General features: G+C 40.7%; 18 protein-coding genes. 15 read left to right on the forward strand and 3 right to left on the reverse strand.

Features of this window, described 5'->3' with window-relative positions; genetic code table 11:
• The first annotated feature begins 18 nt into the window (after positions 1-18).
• Positions 19-396 (forward strand): helix-turn-helix domain-containing protein, encoded by a 378-nt coding sequence (locus Q3A68_RS21590; RefSeq protein WP_302903220.1) that lies wholly within the window; start codon positions 19-21, stop codon positions 394-396.
• 216 nt (positions 397-612) lie between these two features.
• Here Q3A68_RS21590 and Q3A68_RS21595 read toward each other — a convergent pair whose 3' ends face one another.
• Positions 613-1,458 carry an N-acyl homoserine lactonase family protein gene (locus tag Q3A68_RS21595; RefSeq protein WP_302903221.1) on the reverse strand — a complete coding sequence of 282 codons (846 nt, stop codon included), beginning with the start codon at positions 1,456-1,458 and terminating at the stop codon, positions 613-615.
• A 567-nt stretch (positions 1,459-2,025) separates the two neighbouring features.
• Here Q3A68_RS21595 and Q3A68_RS21600 point away from each other — a divergent pair.
• The 14 genes from Q3A68_RS21600 (at position 2,026) to Q3A68_RS21665 (ending at position 18,728) form a co-directional block, all read left to right on the forward strand.
• A complete protein-coding gene (locus Q3A68_RS21600) occupies positions 2,026-2,871 on the forward strand; it encodes a polysaccharide biosynthesis/export family protein (RefSeq protein WP_302903222.1) in 846 nt (281 codons plus the stop codon).
• A gap of 1 nt (position 2,872) precedes the next feature.
• Positions 2,873-5,260 carry a GumC family protein gene (locus tag Q3A68_RS21605; protein WP_302903223.1) on the forward strand — a complete coding sequence of 796 codons (2,388 nt, stop codon included), beginning with the start codon at positions 2,873-2,875 and terminating at the stop codon, positions 5,258-5,260.
• 51 nt (positions 5,261-5,311) lie between these two features.
• On the forward strand, positions 5,312-6,670 hold the full coding sequence (locus tag Q3A68_RS21610) for a lipopolysaccharide biosynthesis protein (RefSeq protein WP_302903224.1): 1,359 nt from the start codon (positions 5,312-5,314) through the stop codon (positions 6,668-6,670).
• A 293-nt stretch (positions 6,671-6,963) separates the two neighbouring features.
• Positions 6,964-7,365 (forward strand): acyltransferase, encoded by a 402-nt coding sequence (locus tag Q3A68_RS21615; protein ID WP_302903225.1) that lies wholly within the window; start codon positions 6,964-6,966, stop codon positions 7,363-7,365.
• A gap of 71 nt (positions 7,366-7,436) precedes the next feature.
• Complete coding sequence (locus Q3A68_RS21620) at positions 7,437-8,774, forward strand: hypothetical protein (protein ID WP_302903226.1); 1,338 nt, start codon at positions 7,437-7,439, stop codon at positions 8,772-8,774.
• Positions 8,775-8,795: 21 nt separating this feature from the next.
• Positions 8,796-9,575, forward strand: coding sequence for a glycosyltransferase family 2 protein (locus Q3A68_RS21625; protein WP_302903227.1), 780 nt, complete (start codon positions 8,796-8,798; stop codon positions 9,573-9,575).
• Positions 9,572-10,618: a glycosyltransferase family 4 protein gene (locus Q3A68_RS21630; RefSeq protein WP_302903228.1), complete on the forward strand. Its 1,047-nt coding sequence runs from the start codon at positions 9,572-9,574 to the stop codon at positions 10,616-10,618. The genes Q3A68_RS21625 and Q3A68_RS21630 overlap by 4 nt, the downstream gene beginning before the upstream one ends.
• A gap of 20 nt (positions 10,619-10,638) precedes the next feature.
• A complete protein-coding gene (locus Q3A68_RS21635; RefSeq protein WP_302903229.1) occupies positions 10,639-11,139 on the forward strand; it encodes a serine acetyltransferase in 501 nt (166 codons plus the stop codon).
• Positions 11,140-11,141: 2 nt separating this feature from the next.
• Complete coding sequence (locus Q3A68_RS21640; RefSeq protein WP_302903230.1) at positions 11,142-11,939, forward strand: polysaccharide lyase family 20 protein; 798 nt, start codon at positions 11,142-11,144, stop codon at positions 11,937-11,939.
• A gap of 164 nt (positions 11,940-12,103) precedes the next feature.
• Positions 12,104-13,099 carry a glycosyltransferase family 4 protein gene (locus Q3A68_RS21645; protein ID WP_302903231.1) on the forward strand — a complete coding sequence of 332 codons (996 nt, stop codon included), beginning with the start codon at positions 12,104-12,106 and terminating at the stop codon, positions 13,097-13,099.
• Between the two features lie 210 nt (positions 13,100-13,309).
• Positions 13,310-13,753 (forward strand): glycosyltransferase, encoded by a 444-nt coding sequence (locus Q3A68_RS21650; protein ID WP_302903232.1) that lies wholly within the window; start codon positions 13,310-13,312, stop codon positions 13,751-13,753.
• Positions 13,750-14,235 carry a glycosyltransferase gene (locus Q3A68_RS21655; RefSeq protein WP_302903233.1) on the forward strand — a complete coding sequence of 162 codons (486 nt, stop codon included), beginning with the start codon at positions 13,750-13,752 and terminating at the stop codon, positions 14,233-14,235. The genes Q3A68_RS21650 and Q3A68_RS21655 overlap by 4 nt, the downstream gene beginning before the upstream one ends.
• 51 nt (positions 14,236-14,286) lie before the next feature.
• Positions 14,287-15,789, forward strand: a complete 1,503-nt coding sequence (locus tag Q3A68_RS21660; RefSeq protein WP_302903234.1) for a capsule assembly Wzi family protein — start codon at positions 14,287-14,289, stop codon at positions 15,787-15,789.
• A 923-nt stretch (positions 15,790-16,712) separates the two neighbouring features.
• Complete coding sequence (locus tag Q3A68_RS21665) at positions 16,713-18,728, forward strand: T9SS type B sorting domain-containing protein (protein WP_302903235.1); 2,016 nt, start codon at positions 16,713-16,715, stop codon at positions 18,726-18,728.
• Position 18,729: 1 nt separating this feature from the next.
• Here the strand turns inward: Q3A68_RS21665 and Q3A68_RS21670 are convergent, their stop codons facing one another.
• Together Q3A68_RS21670 and Q3A68_RS21675 are read right to left on the reverse strand one after the other, a co-directional pair.
• Positions 18,730-19,746 carry a PorP/SprF family type IX secretion system membrane protein gene (locus Q3A68_RS21670; RefSeq protein WP_302903236.1) on the reverse strand — a complete coding sequence of 339 codons (1,017 nt, stop codon included), beginning with the start codon at positions 19,744-19,746 and terminating at the stop codon, positions 18,730-18,732.
• Positions 19,747-19,763: 17 nt separating this feature from the next.
• Complete coding sequence (locus tag Q3A68_RS21675; RefSeq protein WP_302903237.1) at positions 19,764-21,848, reverse strand: hypothetical protein; 2,085 nt, start codon at positions 21,846-21,848, stop codon at positions 19,764-19,766.
• Between the last annotated feature and the right edge of the window lie 7 nt (positions 21,849-21,855).

Consider the following 21,855-nt stretch of genomic DNA (forward strand, 5'->3'; position numbering starts at 1 on the left):
GAGCCGGATGTCATGTAAGTGACAAGTCCGGTTCTTAGGAGGGAAAGGGGCAGCAATGCCCCCTACCTATCCGGCGCAGCCGAATTAGGAATCAGTCAACAGGCTGTTTCGAAAATCGAGCAAAGCGAAAAAATCGAAGAGGAGGTTTTGGATAAAATCGCGAAAGCTCTTGGTACTAATTCAGATGCTATAAAGTTTTTTAATGAAGATGCGGTGATAAACATAATCTCAAGCACACTTCATGACAATGCAGGTTCGATCAACAATAATTGTACTTTGAATTTCAACCCAATCGAAAAATGGATGGAAGTGGTGGAAGAAAACAAGAAACTTTATGAGCGGCTATTGGCAAGTGAACGCGAAAAAGTGGAGTTGCTGAAAAATCAAGGCAAGTAAACGCTTAATTGGATAAAATGACGGGTGAACTTAAAGGTTGGTTTTAAGCAAGTAATAGCCCATTAATATACTTTCAACGCTACAATCTTTTTGCAATCCTTAATAAAAGAGTTCGACATTCGTACAACCAGGGTCACAAAAAAGCCCTTCAGCGGAAGTTGAAGGGTTTTTCGTTAGACATAAACAAATTCTGCGAACATAGTTTAAGCAGGTGCCTTATTTAATTTCTGCAATGCCATCTGCCGCCGCAGGAAACTTTGAGAACACCTTCGCATCATGGCCGGGGATGATATACTTCACATCGGTTACCATGGTTTTCATCCTTTGCACGGCCTTTACATAGCCAGCGGGATCAAGTGTACCACCCTCGGATGGTGGGGCTAAATGCTCCAGGCTATAATAGGTCCAGATATTGTCTGATGCAAGCACCACTTTATTGGTATCTGTGTTTACCAGCACGTATTGTGAATTAAAGGTGTGCCTGGAGCCGGTGAACACTTTGATGCCGGGGATGATTTCGTGATCATCACCATTCACCAGCCTTACCTTTCCGGCAAGGTTCAAATCGATCATCGTCCGCACGTCCCTTTTTGCGAAACCACCATTATGCTCACCTTTTTGCCAGGCTGTGCTCACAAAATAATTGAAATCTTCCTTCTGTATCCACACAAGGGCGTTGGGAAATAAACCCACTCCATCTATATGGTCCCAATGCGGGTGGCTTAGGATAATGTCTGTGATGTCTCCTGGCTTCAGGCCCAATTTTGAAATTGCGCTGTCAGGCCTGACGTAGTTAACCACTTTAAACTCTTTAGCATCTTCTATATCGTTTAAAAAACCGGCGTCGACCAGGATGTTCCGATCGTTTCCCCTAATCAGCCAGACCATAAAATTAATTTTTACGCTGTCCGTATTCGGTCCGCCTTTAGCCCAGTCAGCGGCGGTGAAAGGATAGTTACTGGCGGCGAATTTAATGGCATATACTTTATAAGCCGGCCTTTGAGCGCGCGCTAAAAGTACAGTGGCTGTGAGGACCAGGGCCAACAGAAAAGTCTTTTTCATTTTATTATTGTTCATTTAAAATAAAGTAAATATAGCAGCCAAAATAAGAACCGCGCAGCAGTATTGACGAAAAGGATGAGTTATGGAATTAGCTGAACAATTGATAAAGGGCAATTAGGCATCAGACTCTTAATCTACGGGTCCTGAGCTCGAGCCTCAGCGGGCTCGCAAAACCTCAAAAGCCACTTTTAACTAAATTAGAAGCCGCTTTTGTTTTTACGCTATTTCCAGATACCTCCCTTTGTTTCCTTTTTGGCGGTGAATATGCTCCACTTTCAATTAAAGTTTTGCCAACAAGATTAGTTTCATCTAAGGAATAAAATGACTTGGAGGCGATGATCTATCACATTTTATAAAATCAACAGAATAAATTTTACGTTTCTGTTAAAATCATGTCGTTTTGAATCCACGTTTCTGCGATTTTAATATTTTATTGGTATTAATTTTCAAAAAGATTAAAATATTCACAAATACTTAAGTTAAAGTTAAAAAATAAAAACAATATCAACATAATATGTGTTTCATATACGTAAAGCAACTAAAAAAACACCCCTACTGCAATTGTATATGAGACAAAACTTTACCGAGAAAAGAAATGTTTACTTGCTCTTTTTTCTACTCCTTATTTTGTTTTCTTCCTGTGCCTCAACCAAAAACACCAAATATTTTCAAGACATACCAGATTCAGGACGTTTAGGCGGTATTCCCAAAGCTTCGTTTACAGAGCCCAAAATACAGAATGATGATATTCTGACTGTGGTCGTGCAGACAGTCGATCCCCAGGCCACAGCAATGATTAACTCGGGTAATGTTAGCTCCGCTGCCAATAATGCTACAGGCAACGTTATGCCTGCATCATCAGCTTCAAATTTGTCGTTCGCAACGCCCAACATAAATAGCCCGGCAGGTTATTTGGTCGATAAAGAAGGCACAATTACCATACCTGTCTTAGGGAAAATAAAGGTGGCCGGACTTACTACCACAGAAGCACGAGAACTGATACGAACAACGGCCGAAAAATTTTATAACAATCCTTCCATTACGGTGCGCTACGCCAATTTCAAAGTCAATGTGGGAGGAGAGGTTTTAAAACCCGGCAGCTACATTATGCCTAATGAAAAAGTAAGCGTTTTAGATGCCATAACAATGGCGGGAGACCTTACAATTTATGGTAAACGTGAAAATGTACTGCTAATCAGGGAAAACCTTGATGGTACGCGTACACCATACCGGATCAATCTCAAAAAAAGTGATTTTATGAGTTCACCCTATTTTTATTTAAAACAGAACGACTACATCTATGTGGAACCGAGCAAAGGAAAAGCCGCAGCCACTGATATGGCCCAGGCTCGTAATTATACAATAGCAGGCTCAATTTTATCTATTATCGCTATCATATTAACAAGGAAATAGTATGGATTTTCGCAAAAGGGAACTTGACAAAGATTTTGGCAAAGAAGAGAATTTCGATCTAAAAGAGGTTGTTTCAAAAATTCTTAAAAATTGGTATTTATTTATAATTGGCGTTTTGGTTTTTGGTGCGGCTGCATTTTTGTACACCCGTTACGCCACGCCAGCATATAAAATTAATAGTCAGATAACCATTGACGATCAAAGCAAGATTCCGGGCGGCAAGTCTATGGGAAGCGATGCTATGATGGATTTTTCTGATCTGTTAGGTATGCCCAATAATGCCTACAACGAAATGGATATCCTAAGATCAAAGAGCTTGATGGCAAATGTGATTAAGGATATGCATTTGAATACAACAATTTACCGGAAAGGCAGACTAAGGGCCGTCGAGTTGTATGATGAAGCTCCATTTAATGTTTTGATCATCGAAAAGAAGGATTCGATAGAAGCGAAGAAATTCGACATCAATATTGCCAATGGCCAGGTGCATATAAAAAGCATTAAAAAATTAATTCACCTCCCCTCGGTTAATGATGATGACTTGAATCAGACAGTAAAGTTTGGAGAAATTGTAAAGTGTAAACAGTTTGACATGGTCATCACAAAAAAGCCGGGGACAGTAGATCCTGGTGGTTATTTTTTGGATGTACAATCTGTTGATAGCAAGGTAGAAGAACTATCGAAAAACCTCTCGATTGATTTAACGGACAAAAAGAGTACGACATTGGCGTTGACTTTTGAATATCCTAATCCTAAGAAAGGTGAAGCCATACTGCAAAGGTTGATGAACTTGTATTTGCAATATAATCTGCAAAATAAAAAGCAAATAGCAGACAGCACACTGGCGTTTATCGACACGAGGCTAAAAATTGTCAGTGGAGAACTGTCGGGGGTAGAAACACAGTTCACTGCGTTTAAACAGCAAAACAATATCGCTAATGTTGACGAACAGTCTAAAGCGCTGGTGGGTAATGTGTCGGATTATTACCAAAAGCTTAATGGGCAGGAAATACAGTTGTCTGTTTTAAATGATATCTCAAAAACGATAAACGATCCGTCAAATAAAAGAATATTGCCAAGCTCGTTGGCAGTTCAGGATCCGGTATTTGCGGCAGCGGTTGGCGCTTATAACCAATTGTTGGTTCAAAGAGGACAGCTCACTTTATCCTATAAAGAAGATAACCCTGTTGTCCGAAATTTAGATTCCGAAATTGAAGCTGCCCGACAAAGCCTGCTTAAAAGTTTTGACACCTATAAAAACAGTTTATTGGTAGGTATCAATGCATTAAAAACTCAGAATGCAGGCCTGGCTAATGAGGTAAAGAATGTTCCCAAAAAAGAACGAGTGTTTCTGGATTATGCAAGGCAGCAAAATTTGAAGCAGGAATTATATTTATACCTGCTGCAAAAAAGAGAAGAAACTGCAATTTCCCGTACTTCGACAGTTTCAGCATCAAGAATTATTGATCCAGCTAAAAGTGATTATGAGCCATTTAAACCCAACAGGTTCAATATTATACTCATAGGTTTAGCCCTTGGCCTTTTCATTCCCTGGGTTTATATCTACTTAAGAGAAGCGCTAAATGTTAAAATCTTAAGCAAAGAAGATGTATCAAAGTATTCCAAAGTAACTATTCTCGGTGAAATTGGTACTGCACACGAGGGAAAATCGCTGGTAGTTGAAAAGAATTCGAGGACTGTACTGGCAGAGCAGTTTAGGGCTTTACGGACCAATTTACATTTTGTGCAGAATAATGACCAATGTAGTGTTATCATGATCACATCCAGTATGGGCGGCGAAGGAAAATCATTTATTACGTTAAACCTGGCCAGTGTGTTGGGCTTAGGTGGCAAAAAAGTAGTAATGATTGAATTAGACCTTCGTAAGCCAAAATTGTCGTCCAATATAAATATGGATCATACTTATGGATTTACTGAATATGCCGTATCCTCTTCAATTCAATTCTCTGATATCATCAAATCAACAGACATTTCGGACGATGTTTACCTAATATCCGCCGGACGGATACCACCAAACCCAGCAGAGCTATTATTGAGTAATCGTTTAAAAGAACTGATAACTGAATTAAAAAGGGATTTTGATTATATCATTATCGATAGCGCCCCTATAGGGTTAGTGTCAGATGCGCTATTGATCGGAAAATACGTTGACGTTAGTCTATATATTGTCCGTCAGGGGTATACCTATAAGACGCAGCTCAATATCTTAAATGAGCTGGTCGCCACCCAAAAGTTCAAACGCTCCTATATAGTTATGAATGATATTAAGCAGAGCCAGGCTGGTTATGGTTATAGTAATAAACATGGTTATGGCTCCGGATATGGGGACGACAACATAAAGAAAAGACAGAAGGCTATTTCAGTGTGATAACTCACCCCTGCTGGCTACGGTCAATACTATTTGGTATACTTAAGATATATGCGGACAGTTGTTTTAAAACTTAAATCTTTTTTTACTCAGGGACATGAGCGGACTCTTAAAGCCAAAAAGAATGTAGCTATTTCTTTTTTGCTTAAGGGCATCAGCATTTTTATTGGATTTGTACTAATACCGATGACGATTAACTATGTTAATCCTACTCAATACGGTATTTGGCTTACCCTTAGCTCAGTAATGAGTTGGTTTAGCTTTTTCGACATTGGCTTGGGCAATGGGTTAAAAAACAAGGTGGCTCAGGCAAATGCATTGAAGGACTATAGCCAGGCGCGCATTTATATCAGCACTACATATGCTATACTGGCCATTATTTCGGCCAGTGTTTTCATGTTATTTTTTGGTTTAAATCATTTTATAAGCTGGCCGAGGATTTTGAATACTTCGGATGTTAATGGTGGTAACCTTAACCACTTAGCTTTAATTGTTTTTGGGCTGTTTTGTATACAGTTTGTTGCACAGATCGTTAATGTGATACTGACAGCACTGCATGAACCGGCAAGGGTATCATTAATGTATGTCGTTGGTCAGATTTGTGTGATCATAGTGATTTACATTTTAACCAAAAACACCAGGGGCGAGCTTAATTATTTGGTGTTTGTATTAGGTGGGATGCCTGTATTTGTCCAGTTACTGACAAGTATAATTTATTTTAATACCACCTATAAGCATGTTTCGCCATCAATAAAATTAATCAATTTTAAATACAGCCGGGAGCTTTTAAGTCTGGGAGGCGTATTTTTCATTATTCAGATGGGTGCTTTGTTGTTGTTCGAAACAGATAACATACTTATTACCCAACTCTTTGGACCGAGATCAGTAACTACATTCAACGTTGCCTATAAACTATTTTCTATGGTAATAATGATTTTCAACATCATTATTACTCCTTTCTGGAGCGCTTTCACTGATGCAGCCACCAAAGGAGATATGGCATGGATCAGGCGAGTTTTAACCAAGATGGAAAAGTATTGGCTTTTGCTATGTGCCTTTACTTTAGTGATATTATTTGCATCTCCTCTGATTTATAAGTTCTGGTTAAAGGGAAGTGTTTCCGTGCCTTTCTCAGTCTCAGTGGCCATGGCATTTTATGTTATGGGATATAGCTGGATAATGCTTCAATGCTTTTTCTTAAATGGCATTGGTAAAATCAGAATGCAGGTGTATCTCTATGCAATCTGCACTTTAATTAATATCCCAACAGGAATATTGTTAGGGAAATACATGGGTATACCCGGAGTCACTTATTCCAATGTCATCATTTTTGTTTTCATGGGAATAGTGTTATTTATTCAGAGTAAGAAAATATTGAACTCAGAAGCCAAAGGGATATGGAACAAATGATGTTAATGCACTTGGGAGTAAAAATTTATCAAAAAAACAACTGGAGTTAGATGGTGAAATCGGTTCTTAAAACGCTAATGGTTACCCCCTTAAGATCATTAAGGGAGGGCTATTTGTATAACTATCACAAAATACTATTAAAGCTAAAAAACGTCAAATACAGCGAGCTGCCCAGATGTAATGGCAGGCTTATTATCTATAACAACGGTGAATGCGTCTTTGGTAAGAACATAATTTTTAATAGCTCAATTCATTCGAATCTGGTGGGTTTGTACAAGCCCTGCACTATTAAAGTGAACAAGAATGCAAAGCTTATAATACACGATAACTGCGGGTTTTCAGGCGTATCAATTTATTGTTCTACCAGTATCGCGATTGGACAGTTTGTGCTCTGCGGGGGAAATGTAAGTATCTGGGATACAGATTTCCACCCGTTAGATTTCAGAGACAGAAGGCAGGATCTATCGAATAAGATCAATTCCTCGCCAATTGTAATAGGTGACGACGTTTTTATTGGTGCTAACTCCATTATTCTAAAAGGAGTTACGATCGGAAACCGCTCTATTATTGGCGCCGGCAGTGTCGTAACTAAGAGCATCCCGGAAGATGAGATTTGGGCAGGTAACCCTGCACGTTTTATTAAGATGGCAAATAATGAGACAACAGAAAAAGATGTTGTCATGAGGATTAACTAATTCAGGTTTAGATGTTAGGGCTGATTTTTTTTATAATATACTGGTTTACCTTTTTACAGCGGAGATACGACGTGAATTTGTTCGTTCTTTTTCTGCTGGCTACCTCCTGCTATCAATTTGCGCCTTTAAAGATTATTGAATTAAATCCGGTCATTACTAAACCATACGATTGGATTTCATTAATTATTATAGGCCATTTGGTTTTTAGAGCCAGGTATATTCCGTTCAAAAAATATCTGACACTCCCTGTTCGCCTGTACCTGGCATTTCTGATTTTTTTAGGGTTGTATTCGCTGTTGGTACTACATGTGGAAACCAAGGTTGTATTATCGGTTTTAAGGTTGCATCTTTTTATCCTATCGCCAATTTTATTTACCGAATACAAGTATGAAACGATAGAAGGCGTTATAAAATGGGTTTGTGTATTTACGGTATTAGCATCAGTCGTATATATACTTCAGGCATTTGTTGGGAAGGCAATTTTATCAACGCTGCAAAGCGACGATGTAACTGCCAAACAAACTAACGGAGGTTTGGCAAGATTTTATAATCTGCCTTTTTACGCCCTGTTTGCTTTGATTTATTATGCCAGAAAAGTGTTTGATAAATTCAACCCACGGTATCTGCTCTATGCGGTGATTGTTTTCCTTGCCGTAATTATTTCATTTAACAGGAATACACTTATAGTAGCCATACTATCCCTAATTGCAGTTTATTATCATAATCGCAAAGTTAGAATCGTCAATGTGGCCTTCCTTGTATTACTGGGCTGGGTAGTTACTATACCCTTTTCAGAGTCAAATGACGGCCGGCTAAATCAGGGCTTCAATGATTTGAAGAATTTTAGCACCTCAATGAATTTGAGCCAAATGTTTGATTACAAACCGTCTGAAGTAGCGGAGTTATCTACAACACAATTCAGGGCCTTGCATTTTTTTGAACGTTTCAGTTATGTAACAGGCAAGGGGGTGTTTACATCTCTTACGGGAGTAGGCTTGGTTAATGAGCAATCTTCTTTTAAAAATAAACTTGATTTTTCGGTTGGTCTTGTTAAAGACGGCACAGACGAAGTGGTACAGATCGATACCGGCGATATCGTTTGGTCATTATTGATTTTGCAAACCGGGCTGATCGGAATTATATTATTTATCACCGTTTATATCAGTTACATAAGATACTACTTAAGGTACAGAGTATATACTTTTTCCTATTTATCGGCCATATTAATAACAGGCTTGTTGTTAACATCATTTTTTGGGATCGATATCATTTCGCCACCTATTGTAATGTTTGTTTCAATGCTGTTTGTGTTAACCTATAAAGGGGTGAGTGTGCAGGATGAAAGTGATGAACATCAGTACGGTATAATGCCCGGGAATGGACAACTTATTTATGATTTAAACAGCTAATAACAAAAAAACATTGAGTTAATGGAACCACTTGTGTCTATAATAACCCCATCCTATAATCAAGGGCAATTTATCGAAGCCACGATCCTAAGTGTGCTAAATCAAACCTATAAAAACATTCAATATATTATTGTGGACGGGGGTTCAACGGATAACACAATGAACGTTGTAAGACAATACCAGGATAAGATCGATATAGTTATACACGAAAAAGATAAAGGCCAGTCAGACGCAATAAATAAAGGGTTCAAGCTCGCTGAAGGACAATTGGTGGGATGGATAAATTCTGATGATATTTTATATCCGGAGTGTGTTGAGGAAATAGTTAAGCTTTATCATTTGAATAATGACGGCGCTGTTTATTATGGAAGTATACTAGACCGCATCGACGCAAACGGAAACCTGATCAAACAAAAGCATGCCTTGATTTCAGATAAGGTTTATTTGTTAAATCACAACTACGATGTCATTCAGCAGGGCTCATTTTACTCGACGGAGTTAGTGAAAATGGTCAATTACGTTGATGAGTCAATCCACTACTGCATGGATTTGGATTTATGGCTTCGTTTGCTTGAGCATGGACCTATTTATGCTTATAAAGTTAAGCCCATCGCAGGGTTCCGTACATGGGAGGCAACCAAAACCAGCACAGGCACCACAAAATTTTTAAAGGATATAAAAAAGACTTTGTTGAAGCATGGGGCATCCGCACACTCCAAAACATTACGTAAGATCTATTACTATTCATTTAAAAGTCGTGTCAAGAATATTCTTTTAAAGTATCATTTATTGTCATCATGAAAATCGTACACTGTTTTTTTACAATGCATACGGGTGGTTCGCAGGTACTTGCTATTGACATGCTTAATGAAATGTGTAAACAGCATGAAGTTTCCCTGATTGTGGTAAATGATCAATGGAATGAAAAACTTTTAAAAAGATTGAGCCCCTTGGTTAAAATATATCTGATTAACAGAAAGGAAGGCAGCCGTAATCCTTTACCTGTGCTTCGGTTCAATTTATTATTGCACAAACTTAAACCTGATGTAATCCATTGTCACGAGATTAAATTGGTCAATTTGATCAGGTTCGGTAAGGTTAAAACCGTTTACACCGTGCATGATGTCGGAATAAAGAATCCAATTATAGATAAGTACGACTCAATTATAGCTATATCCTCTGCTGTTGCAACAGATGTCAAAAACCGGTTCAATATCGAAGCAAAAGTTATACATAATGGCATCCCGATGAACAATTTTAAAAAGAAAGATGACTATGAAATCAAGGAGGACAGGCTCATCAAATTAGTGCAGATAAGCAGGTTAATACACGAAAAGAAAGGTCAGGATATCTTAATTAAAACGATGCATAAATTAATTGTGGAGCAGGGAAAAAGCAATTTGGTTTTAGATATCATTGGGACCGGCCAGTCGATGGATTATCTCAAATCTTTGGCTATAGATCTGGGAATATCCCGATACATCAATTTCTTAGGTGAAAAGGATAGAGCATGGATATATGATAACCTGGCAAACTACGATGTCTTAATTCAGCCATCCCGGTTTGAAGGTTTTGGGTTGACTGTTGTCGAGGGTGTAGCAGCAGGCCTGCCAGTTGTTGCTTCGAATATTGAAGGCCCGGCCGAAATAATGGAAGATATAGCCACAAAGTTCCTTTTCGAAGCAGCCAATATCGATGATTGTGCCCACACAATAAATGAGCTGATAGACTATTACCAGGAAGGAAAAATAAAACAAGTTTTGGATGAAACGTACATCTCTGTCAAAAAACGGTTCTCAATAGAATCATCGGTTACCCAGTATTTGGATGTTTACAGTAATTAATTTAATGAGAATTTAAAGAAATGACATTTTTCAAATTCATTAAACAGGATTGGATAAGGAATCACAACAACACGAAGGGGCGATTTATTACCGTCCATTTCCGCATAGCAAATTTTTGTAAGGGGAAAAAGTTAGCGAAACTATTCCTGTCGCCATACCTGGCCTTATACAGATTTTTCTTCGAATGGGCACTGGGTATCAAGATACCGTACCAGGTTAAGGCTGGAAGCGGATTGAGAGTTTATCACGGCTATGCTTTAGTGATCAACAAAGACACTGTGTTCGGTGAAAATTGTACACTAAGACACTCGACAACCATTGGTAACAAGGGTGAGTTTGACCGGCCTTGCCCGGTAATAGGCGACAATGTAAATATCGGCGCCCATGTATGCATATTAGGCGAAATAGAAATAGGCAACAATGTAATTATTGGCGCCGGTAGCATGGTAACCAAAAGCATACCTTCTAACAGTGTTGTTGTTGGGAATCCTGCCAGGATTATAAAACAATTAAATAGCTAATTATGAAACTAAGCTTGTTATTTATCGGGTTGGTCATATTAAATAGTTCGGTATGTGCCCAAAATAGGCATCATTTACTTTTTGAAGATACTTTTGAAGGTCCCGGGGCACTAGATGCCTGGCCAGGACACGAAAAAGCCGACAAAAATTCAATAAGTATTTCCGATTCAGTGGCGCATAGCGGGCGCTATTCGCTGAAATTTGTCCTTAGGAAAAGTGATCCGGCCGTTGCCAATGGCAAAAGAGCCGAAGTGGCCAGGAAGCCGGAGCCAAATGCCAAAACAGAAAGATGGGTCGGCTTCAGTGTGTTCTTGCCTGCCACATTCACCCCGGATCCGGCACCTGAAATTATACAGCAATGGCACGATATGCCTGATCTGTCAGAAGGCGGGGTATGGCGGTCACCACCTTTTGCTTTGTATACGCAAAACGGGCATTGGTTTTTAGCCATTAAATCCTCGGCTAAACGATTGACAGCTAATAAAGATTTATTGAGCAAAGACTACGATCTGGGACCTTGCGTAAACTCTCAATGGACCAACTGGGTATTTCATATACGTTTTTCATGGGAGGATGACGGGCTGATAGAAGTTTGGCAAAACGGGAAACTTGCGCAAACCATCAACGGACCAAACAGCTATAACGATAAAGTGGGGAACTATTTTAAACTGGGAATATACAAATGGGTCTGGATGCCGGAAAAAGACAAAGGTATATCAACAACAACCGAAAGAGTAGTTTTTTATGATGATGTCAGAATCGGAGACGAAGATGCCACCTACAATGATGTGGCTCCTTAAACTGTAGAAGCTTTCAACACCCTTAATCTGTTATTTAATCAATATTTATGATTTTACATTTAGAACGCAAGTTTACGGCTCCGACAGAAGTTTTTATTGCAGACCAGATCAACTTTCAAAACGAGTATCAAAATATAGTATTTACTGTAAAGCATTTAAACAATTTGAAAATCAATGCCGAGGTTTTTCAATCCCCGGCGCGTTGGCCTATTAATTTGAGGATCATTAACAATAAGCAGAAACAGTTTCTGAAAGGAAAGTATGAAGAGCACCGCCCTGCTCTTATTCATGGACATTTTTTAACAGATACATCTTATTTTCATCCGTTTACCAAAAATATAGCCATCCCTAAAATATGTTCTGCCTATGGGTATGATGTGTCGCGTTTTCCTCAGTATTTTTTTGGACTTGGCAGATTTTATCTGCAACGCGTATTTGACAGCTATGATCGCTTTTTGGCAATGTCGGATGACATGGCTAATGACTTAGTGCTAATGGGTTGTCCCCAGAAAAAAATACGAATACACTATCATGGCATTGATACACAGCTGTTTAACGTTGAAAGAACTTACGAAGACTCCGATGTATACAACATTCTTACTATTGCTTCTCTTGTTCCGAAGAAGGGGCACTTAACGGTTTTAAAATCGTTGGCGACCCTCAAGAAGATGCGCCCTCAATTAAAGGTAGTTTATACTGTCGTCGGCAGGGGCGAAATGCTGGAATCTCTTGAAAAGTTTGTTGCCGAAAACGGCTTACGTGAAAATGTTACGTTTAAAGGACATATCAAACATGGGGATGAATTTTTAAAAATCCTGGCACAAGCAGATGTATTTGTTCATCCCAGCGTTACTGACAAACGGGGCGATAAAGAAGGAATACCCGGCACAATTGTTCAGGCAATGGCGAGCGGGTTGCCGGTTATTGCTACACATCATGCCGGAATACCTGATGTGATTCGGGCGAATTGGAATGGGCTGCTGATTAAAGAGAATGATGATTTACAACTTGCGGAATTTTTATCGGAACTATCGGCAAACAGTGATAAAAGAAAATTCTTAGGGGAAAATGCTTTGAATACAGCGATCAACGAACTTGATATTCGGAAAAAGACAAAAGAGCTTGTGAATATTTACAAAAAAGAGTTATCAGTCTACTAATTTCAATTTAAACTAAAGGTTAAATTGCTAAAGTCATATTTTTGAGCAATAAAATACACTTAAAATTAATAAATTGATAAAAACTTAATATTTTAGAAATTAATATGATATTTAAAGCAAAAAATATGTTAATTAACATATTTTTAATTATCTTAGCCTATGAAAAACGAAATATTATTTAATTTTTTGTAAATTAAATTAATTCAGCCTATGAAAATTCTAGCCATTGCTTCAACAGGTGGACATTGGATCCAACTGCTCAGACTAAAGCCTGCCTTTCAGGATAATGATGTCGTATTTGTATCAACTAAGCCGAACTTTGCTTCAACTGTAAAAGGTTATGATTTTCACGCGGTGCCAGACGCCAGCAGATGGAACAAGATGGAGCTGATACGTTCATTTTTTAAGGTCTGGAAACTTATTTCCACCACCAAGCCGGATGTTATCATTACCACCGGGGCTGCCCCGGGGCTGATGGCAATTATCGTCGGCAAAATCAGGAATATTAAAACTGTTTGGGTTGACAGCATTGCTAACGCCGAAAAACTCTCCATGAGCGGACGATTAGCAACATATTTTTCAGACAAGGTTTATACACAATGGTTGCATTTAGCTAACGACAAAGTAGTGTTTAGCGGAAATATTATACAATGATATTTGTTACCACAGGAACCCAAATACCCTTCGATCGCTTAATTAGAGCCATTGATGAGGTTCACCCCTATTTAGGGGACGTCGAACTAATTGTGCAGGTGGCGGAATCAGTTTATAAAGCGGAAAACTTTAAAATTCAGGAATTCATTGCGCCAAAGGAGTTCGACGATTATTTCGACCGGGCAGAGCTAATTATTTCTCATGCCGGAATGGGAACAATCATATCGGCTTTTGTCAAAAATAAGCCCATACTGGTTATGCCCAGGCTGGCCAAATACGGAGAACACCGGAATGATCATCAACTGGCAACTGCTACCAGGTTCGATGAGTTAGGTTATATAAATGTGGCGTATACTGAAGAAGAGCTGAAAGAAAAACTAAAAAGCCTGCAAAGGACCCCCTTGAAGCCTTTATTCAACATTGATGACTATGCATCAAAAGAACTGATCTCATCGCTGCAAAGCTTTATTAACTTGAAATAGCCTCAGGTAGTAAAACAGCGATAACCCCTTTATTAATTAACAATATTAAAAATGCGTGATAATCAAAATGTTACGGCATTCAGAGTCTTATTTTTTCTTTTTTTGTTAACCCTGGTGCCGGGTGTTGTGTGGTCTCAATCAAATTATTGGCATTATTCGGTAGAAGGTCAGGGTATAGTGTCACCATCTGGTAAACTGCCGTTTTGGTTCAGAGCAGACCAATATGGCAGTGTGCCGTTGCCCGGAACATCAGGTAGCCTGCTGGGAGCTATCTACAAAGATTATGATACGACGCGGAAACATAAAATTGATTGGGGCGCTGGTGTCGAAACCAGGGCAAACTTTGGCAAAGGCTCAAACCTGACATTGATAGAAGGATATGTCAAGGGACGGTTAGGCGTATTTGAGCTTAAAGCAGGCCGCACAAAAGAAATAGTAGGACTGGTAGACTCAACTTTATCGACGGGGGCATTTTCGGTCTCCGGCAATGCATTAGGGATTCCAAAATTAGAGCTATCCATTCCTAATTACTATTCTTTTTTGGGCGATTTGTTCGCAATAAAAGGAGGTTATGCATTTGGATACGTGGGCGACCTTGGTTTGACCCACAGTTTGGTTGACCACGCTGAAACCTACTATCAGCAGGAACAGCTTTATGGTAGGTTTGGCAAGCCCGACTGGCGGCTAAAATTATACGGCGGGATAAATCACGAGGTGTATTATGGTGGTGAAAAAAACATCTATGGCTCTGATGTTTTTTTGTTAAGTCCTTTTCAGTCGCTGATTTATGCCGCTATCGGAAAAACGTATAATTCGCCGAAAAATGTAAATAACCGGGGAGCACGGTCAAAGGTAGGCAACCACCTGGGATCAGTTGATCTGGGATTAGAATATAGTTTTCCATCTGTTCGCTTAATGTTATATCGTCAAAGCATATATGATGTCGGTGCACTTTTTCACCTGGCAAACATTGCCGACGGCATTAATGGGCTTAGCTTAACAAACACGAATACAGACGTACATTTTGTTAATTGGCATAAAGTGTTGTTTGAGTTTGTTTATACGGTTGATCAGGCGGGCTATTTTGATTCCACCGAATCAAAATCCGGAGACGAGGACTATTACAACAATAGCATGTATTTAACGGGGTGGTCATATAAAGGATTGAATGTCGGTAATCCGTTGATTACCGACAGAAGGTACGCCAGGAGCACCTTGGTCACTGATCCGGATGACTATTTTATTAATAACCGTGTCAGGGCGTTTAATCTGGGGTTCGAGGGATCAGTTAATATGATCAGTATTTTATTGAAACTGACTTACTCAAATAATTATGGCACTTACGGAACCAGTCCCGAGGGGCACTCATTGGGTGGGCGTCACTCTACCCCTAAATACGGTTTGTTCGGACAAGTTAACGAGTTTTCAGGTTACCTGGAAGCAAATAAGGCCCTGTCTAAGGGCTATAATTTAGGTGTAGCAATTGCCGGTGACGATGGCGGATTATATTATAATTCGTTGGGCGTACTGTTAAAGGTTAAGAGAGTGTTTTAAAAATAATACATTTTAATAACAACTTTTCATTTAGCACAGATAAGTAAATACAATATTCACCTTAATACCTTGAAAAATGACAACAATAATGGTTTTATTGATAGCTGCATTGATAGTTGCAATCATAGGCATCGTTACCTCGATAATAAATAATAAGCCGAAATGCGATCACAATTGGGAAGATTTTGATAACGGCACCAGTAAGTGTAAAAAATGTGACAAAACTATCTACCTATATTCCAATAATGCCGGCAAAACGAATGATTTTGCATGAGGTATTAAACGGTAAGCGATCCCGTTGCTTGTGCCTATATCCATTTGGATTTTCCAGGATTCTTAGGATAGGTGATCCTTTCCAATTCATCACGCGATTTCACTTTCATTCCAAGGCATGAAACTATCACCTGGGTGCGATGTTGCTTATAATAGATTATGCAATAGCCTTTATTGTTTTTTTGCGGCTCCTGCCTATCGAAAAATACACCATTACATTAGAGCTTACCCGGAGCTTTGAGACTATTAATGTAGCAATGATGACGGCAGGAATTTTCCTGATTCGCAAAAACGTTACAGTATAAAACATCAATTCGTCTGCAATAAGGCTTCCTGGCGACATTTCAGCGAAAAGTCATGGTGCTTACCTTGCCCACACAATTGTTTTAAACGCGCCTTTTGCTTGGTTTAATCCTCATTTTCAAAGTGCCGTCATCAAGCTTCCACTAATAATATTCACCGCCTTTGTGCTAACGAACGCTATTTTAAGTTACTTTCTTATCCGCCAAAAAGTAAGTGATTAGTCGGATAATTGACACCACGGTTAATTTTTTATGTTGATTTTAGCAACAACCACTTTAATTACATCACCAAAACATGTATTTTAGTGTTTTACAACGTGCCGGTCAATAGAGCGGCAGCCTGTGTTTATGATGAAGTGCCTCGCCTTATTGCTTGTTTGTTTTACGCTAAACGCAGCCGTAGCACAAACCGTTGTTGAAGACTGCAAACTTGCCCAAACCCTTACACAGACAGTTGGTTACTGCTCCGCCGATGGCGCCTATAATAATCAAAATGTACATAAGTCGTTGTGGTTTCAATTTACCTCTACAGCTCAGGATGTGGATATTAATGTCAGCGGTGCCGGTAGTGGCGGCACACTGCAATCTCCTGAGATAAAGCTGTACAGCGATTGTAGCGGCACAGAGCTGGTGGGTACGAGTTTATCGGGTAATAATATTAGCAGTCTGTATAAAGGGGGGCTGATCATCGGAAACACCTACTATATTCAGGTTACCGGAGACAATGGCAATACAGGTACATTCAAACTTTGCATAAATAATTATAATCCCATCATCAAACCGGGGCAGGACTGCGCTACGGCTTCTTTCCTTTGTTCGACAGCGACAATATCCCAACAAAACGTGTCAGGCGCCGGTCTTAATAATGACGAAGCAAAGGGCACCTGCTTAAGTGTCCCAGAACAGGTTTCTGAATCGAATAGTGTTTGGTATAAGTGGCAAGCTGCAAATAATGGTACGTTGGTGTTTACTATCACCCCAACCAATGTGCGTGACGATATCGACTGGGTGTTATTTGATTTAGGTACCATCGGCGATTGTGCTCAGGTAAATCCCACTAATGCTATCCGTTGTAAAGCAGGGTATGGAGTAGAAAACGTAGATTGTCCAAGCGATGCCTTATACTACAAAACGGGCCTCGATTTTAATGAAACCGATGTGTCGGAGCCCCCTGGTTGCGGGAAAGGGCAAAATGGTAAACTTGCCTTCGTCACCATGGTCCAGGGACATTACTATGCGTTACTAATCAATAATTTTTCCTCCGGCAACAATGGATTCTCGTTAGCCTTCACCGACCAACACGGTAAAGCAGGTACGGGACAATTCGCTGGTCCTCAGCCAGCTTTCAGCTATACCCTGACTAATAACTGCTCAGCAAGCCCCCAATTAACTTTGCAAAATAAATCGTCGAATTATACCTCTTTGAAATGGTCGTTTGGCGAGGGTGCCAACACAAGCGGGGCAACCGGAACCGGCCCCTATACGATTAGCTATTCAACGCCGGGCGTGAAAACGATAACATTAGAGGCTATAGGAAGCAGCGGCTGCTCGGTGATTTCATCACAGTCCATTACAGTAGGTATTAAACCCGCATTACCCGTCATTACTTTAAACAAAAACAGTTTTTGCATCAACGATGTGATAATGCTGAGCACAACAGATGCGGACAATTTGCAATTCCAATGGACGGGGCCTAGCGGGTTCCAGTCCGCTGCTGCGTCACCGACGATCCCTGTGACGGGCCCCGAAGTAAGCGGCACCTATTCGCTCATGGTAACGCGTTTTGGTTGTAGCAGCGATCTGGCCAACATCACCATAGCGCCGCCATCACCCACGCCAGTTGCGGAGTTTACCTGTACACCATCATATACCGATGCGGCTTACGGTCCTGTGGCCGTACAATTTAACAACCACTCGACAGGCGCAAACTCTTATTCATGGAATTTTGGCGATGGGACCACATCTTCAGAAAAGGACCCGAAACACATTTTTAATCAAAAAGGGAACTTTACTATTACTTTGACTGCAACCAATACCGACGGTTGCAGCGAATCGGTTAGCAAAAGCGGCCTAATTATTATTGAGAATAATAACTACATCTTTATTCCCAATACTTTTTCTCCAAATGGTGACGGTAAGAATGACGAATTCCAGGTCACCATTACTAATGTCACCTCTTATCATATCAAGATATTCGACCGCTGGGGTGCGGCGCTTTTTGAATCCACGGATATCAATCAAAGCTGGAAGGGCGACAATAAGGGTCAACGTGTTCCTACAGGTACTTATTTCTATATCATCAACGCAGTCGGAACTGATGGTACAGCTATCAATAAGTCAGGATACATTACTATAATCCGGTAAGTCAAAATGTATGCTGCGGGCAAATCACCCGGTTGCGGTTATTGAGCATTAGCGCAATAACTATTTCGTGGGTAGAAGGGCTGACTGACCTGAATGCCGATGTAGCATGGTCATAAGAGTAGCTTAGGCTAACCAGCGAGTTGATATTCAGACCGAACATCCCTCCAACCGCATCGCGATACCGATAGGCTGCTCCTATCCAAAAGCGTCCGTCAAAAACCATTTTCGTATTCAGGTCAAATGACGCTGGGAGGTTACTCATCATTTTAAACAGTGCCGAGGGTACCACGGCCAGGTCATCCGACAAGCTGAACCGCATGCCGGCCGTGGCAAAAAAATTGGGGCTGCGCCTGTCCTGCAGCGTCTGCACATTCTGAGTGGTAAGATTAAGATGCCGAGGTAGCAATTGCAGTGCTGACAATCCAACATAGTAATCGGCCGAGTAGGCCCATATGCCCATCCCCAGATCCGGTGACCAGGTGTTGCTTTGCAGATTATTTACCGCATTGTCATCTGCCTGCTGCAGCAATATAGCTGAAGTATTCAGTGTAGTATTATCAAACCCGGCGGCAATACCGAATGAGAGGTTGAGATCGCTGCTAATGCCGAGATGCCAGGCATACGTAGCATTGATATCTGTATTCCGGGTATAACCAAGTTGATCTGCAACGAGTGTTAACCCTAGGCCGTGATGCGGCGGTGCCGACTGATAACTTGCTGCGTATGCCGGGCTATACGGATTATCTGAACCTGATGACATCGACACAGCATCGCCGGCAACAAAGGCATTACCTATGGGCGCGCTGAGCGAGAGCGTACGCGTTACCGGAGCTCCATCAAGGCCAGTCCACTGGCTGCGGTAAGCTGCCTTTACATCTATATAATTCTCAATTCCGCTGACCGCCGGGTTAATCAGCAGATTATTAAATACATACTGAGTGTACTGCGGTTTTTGTTGTGCTATGCCGCACAGGGGCACTATTGCCCAAACCAGCATCCACCCAGTCTTCCTTATCATTTTCGTAAAGGCACAGCTTAATTTTGCGGTGCGATATTCAGTTGAGCTTCGATCCGTTTAAGTCTTTCCTCTTGTTTTTTCAGACGTTCTTCCTGAGTGCCTATCACTTCTTTCTGATCGCTTATCTGTTTATCTTTCTCGATAAGGTAAAGGGTCAGTTCTTCTACTTTCTTCAACAATTTCTCGTTCATTTCGCCCAGATTCTGACCGTTCTTTTGTACCTCGGCTGTAGTCGGAATATCTTGCAGGTGGTGATTTTTCCGGATATAATCAGCTACTTCAGTAAGTGATTTAAGTTTATAGTCCGGGTTAAAAACATAATCGGCCCAGTTCGAATAAGCTTTTACCGTTATTGAAGTGGCAATGGTGTTGCCATTAATTGCAAACTGGTAGCCAGAAGGTATGGTGGTTGCACCAATACTAACATTGCCCGTGAAAGTTTTTAAACCTGTTATGCTTTCTGCGCCTGCTAAGTGAACTACTGCACTATTATTGGCAGCAGTATATCCTAATGCAGTGTTTATTTGCGATCCTGATACCGCAGTCAGGTAACCGTTAGGGTTTGTCGCGCCATTATAAGGTGTAAATCCTAAAGCGGTAGTCACCTGAGCTGATGAAACCGTCGTCAGATAACCTGCATCATTGGTAAATGAGCTTACAGTTGTGGGCTTGTTGGTCAGGTTGTTATAGTTCAGGTAATAAGATGGCAATTGTCCGTTAAATTTTGCCACCGTCGGGTTTGGTAATGTGCCCGAAAGGTCACCGCCTGTAGTCATGGTGCTACGCATGTATCTTGTGTCTGCTTTTGGGAAGAAATTTGCTACTGTTTGCAAAGTCGTGGTGTCATTCGCGAAGGTCATTGTACCGGTAGCGTTAGTCAGGGTAATACCCGTTGCCGATGTAGCGCTGACCGTTTTTGCCTCCATTCCTGTGCCATTCACATTTGCCCCAATAAGCTGAGCCCCTGTAAGGGCGGTGCCGTTGAGATACCATAGGCCATTATTTGCAATCGCGAAGTTTTCGGTGAAGCTACCTGAACCGATACGGCTGGAAACCACCATTTTTGAAGTTATTGTTGAGCCTGATATAGGTTTATTTTCTACGATAAAATCGGTTTGTTGTACCGACGAGGTACCTGTGTTCCAGGCGCTGGCATTCAAGCGTAACCTGCCGGAGTAAACTACAGGTGAACCTGAGGTTGGCGTTGGTCCGTTACTAAGTACCATACCATCTCTGGATGTCGTACTACCGCCATAAGTATACAAAGACTGACCAATTGTTAGGTTACCATATGGGTCAAGAGAAAGATCGTTGGTGAATGATCCACTGTTCTGCGATACGGCAATAACAAATGACCCATTAGCCAGGTAGTTATCTGCTATGGTAGAGACAAAAGCCCTATAAGCAATCGGTATTGAAGTTGACGATGACGTATTCCAGCCGTTTGTCATCCAGGTGATACCCGGCGAATATTGTTGCGTTGAAGATGTTGCCGCAGACGTATTTGCCACGATGATTGCATCGTTAGAGGCTTGTCCCAAACCCGAGTACACCCCTCTAAATACGGCTTTACGAACACCGGTAAATGATCCGACTGAAAATGTTGGGGTAACATCAATTGCAGCAAGCACATCGTTATTTGCTGCAGCGGTAAGTGTTGGTGTTAATGCCATACCCTGTGCAACACCGGATGAAGCAGTAACCGAGTTGTTAAATTTATGCTTGCCTGTCCATGTTGGCGAAAAGGTCTGATCAATCGCTACCGTGGCAGCCGCAGTACCATCATAGGTAAAGGCGGCAATACCGGTACCCTGTGTTAAAGCAGAGGTAAATGCCGACACACTTTTTTGTTGTGAGCCCGAAGCCGATAAAAGATTTCCCGAGAATAAATTAGTGCTATCTCCTGGTCTCCGATTAGAATAAACAGCAGCCAGCATAGCCGATTGCCTTCTCAGGCGCGCAAGATTTGACAATGCAGTTTGCGATTGTGAAAGCCTGAATGATGCAGCATATACCGGATCAGGTTGCTTGTTATCGGTTGATTGTGCCTGTGCAAAATGTGCAGTTAACGCTAATAAGGAAAATAGGTAAAGTTTTTTCATCGTGATC

The organism is Mucilaginibacter tolerans, assembly GCF_030519375.1.
Lineage (GTDB): Bacteria > Bacteroidota > Bacteroidia > Sphingobacteriales > Sphingobacteriaceae > Mucilaginibacter.

Bases quoted from the DNA above. Each gene is read 5' to 3' on its own strand.
- Q3A68_RS21595 (WP_302903221.1), bottom strand. From the start codon at position 1,458: ATGAAAAAGACTTTTCTGTTGGCCCTGGTCCTCACAGCCACTGTACTT.
- Q3A68_RS21600 (WP_302903222.1), top strand. From the start codon at position 2,026: ATGAGACAAAACTTTACCGAGAAAAGAAATGTTTACTTGCTCTTTTTT.
- Q3A68_RS21605 (WP_302903223.1), top strand. From the start codon at position 2,873: ATGGATTTTCGCAAAAGGGAACTTGACAAAGATTTTGGCAAAGAAGAG.
- Q3A68_RS21610 (WP_302903224.1), top strand. From the start codon at position 5,312: ATGCGGACAGTTGTTTTAAAACTTAAATCTTTTTTTACTCAGGGACAT.
- Q3A68_RS21625 (WP_302903227.1), top strand. From the start codon at position 8,796: ATGGAACCACTTGTGTCTATAATAACCCCATCCTATAATCAAGGGCAA.
- Q3A68_RS21630 (WP_302903228.1), top strand. From the start codon at position 9,572: ATGAAAATCGTACACTGTTTTTTTACAATGCATACGGGTGGTTCGCAG.
- Q3A68_RS21635 (WP_302903229.1), top strand. From the start codon at position 10,639: ATGACATTTTTCAAATTCATTAAACAGGATTGGATAAGGAATCACAAC.
- Q3A68_RS21640 (WP_302903230.1), top strand. From the start codon at position 11,142: ATGAAACTAAGCTTGTTATTTATCGGGTTGGTCATATTAAATAGTTCG.
- Q3A68_RS21650 (WP_302903232.1), top strand. From the start codon at position 13,310: ATGAAAATTCTAGCCATTGCTTCAACAGGTGGACATTGGATCCAACTG.
- Q3A68_RS21655 (WP_302903233.1), top strand. From the start codon at position 13,750: ATGATATTTGTTACCACAGGAACCCAAATACCCTTCGATCGCTTAATT.
- Q3A68_RS21660 (WP_302903234.1), top strand. From the start codon at position 14,287: ATGCGTGATAATCAAAATGTTACGGCATTCAGAGTCTTATTTTTTCTT.
- Q3A68_RS21665 (WP_302903235.1), top strand. From the start codon at position 16,713: ATGATGAAGTGCCTCGCCTTATTGCTTGTTTGTTTTACGCTAAACGCA.
- Q3A68_RS21670 (WP_302903236.1), bottom strand. From the start codon at position 19,746: ATGATAAGGAAGACTGGGTGGATGCTGGTTTGGGCAATAGTGCCCCTG.
- Q3A68_RS21675 (WP_302903237.1), bottom strand. From the start codon at position 21,848: ATGAAAAAACTTTACCTATTTTCCTTATTAGCGTTAACTGCACATTTT.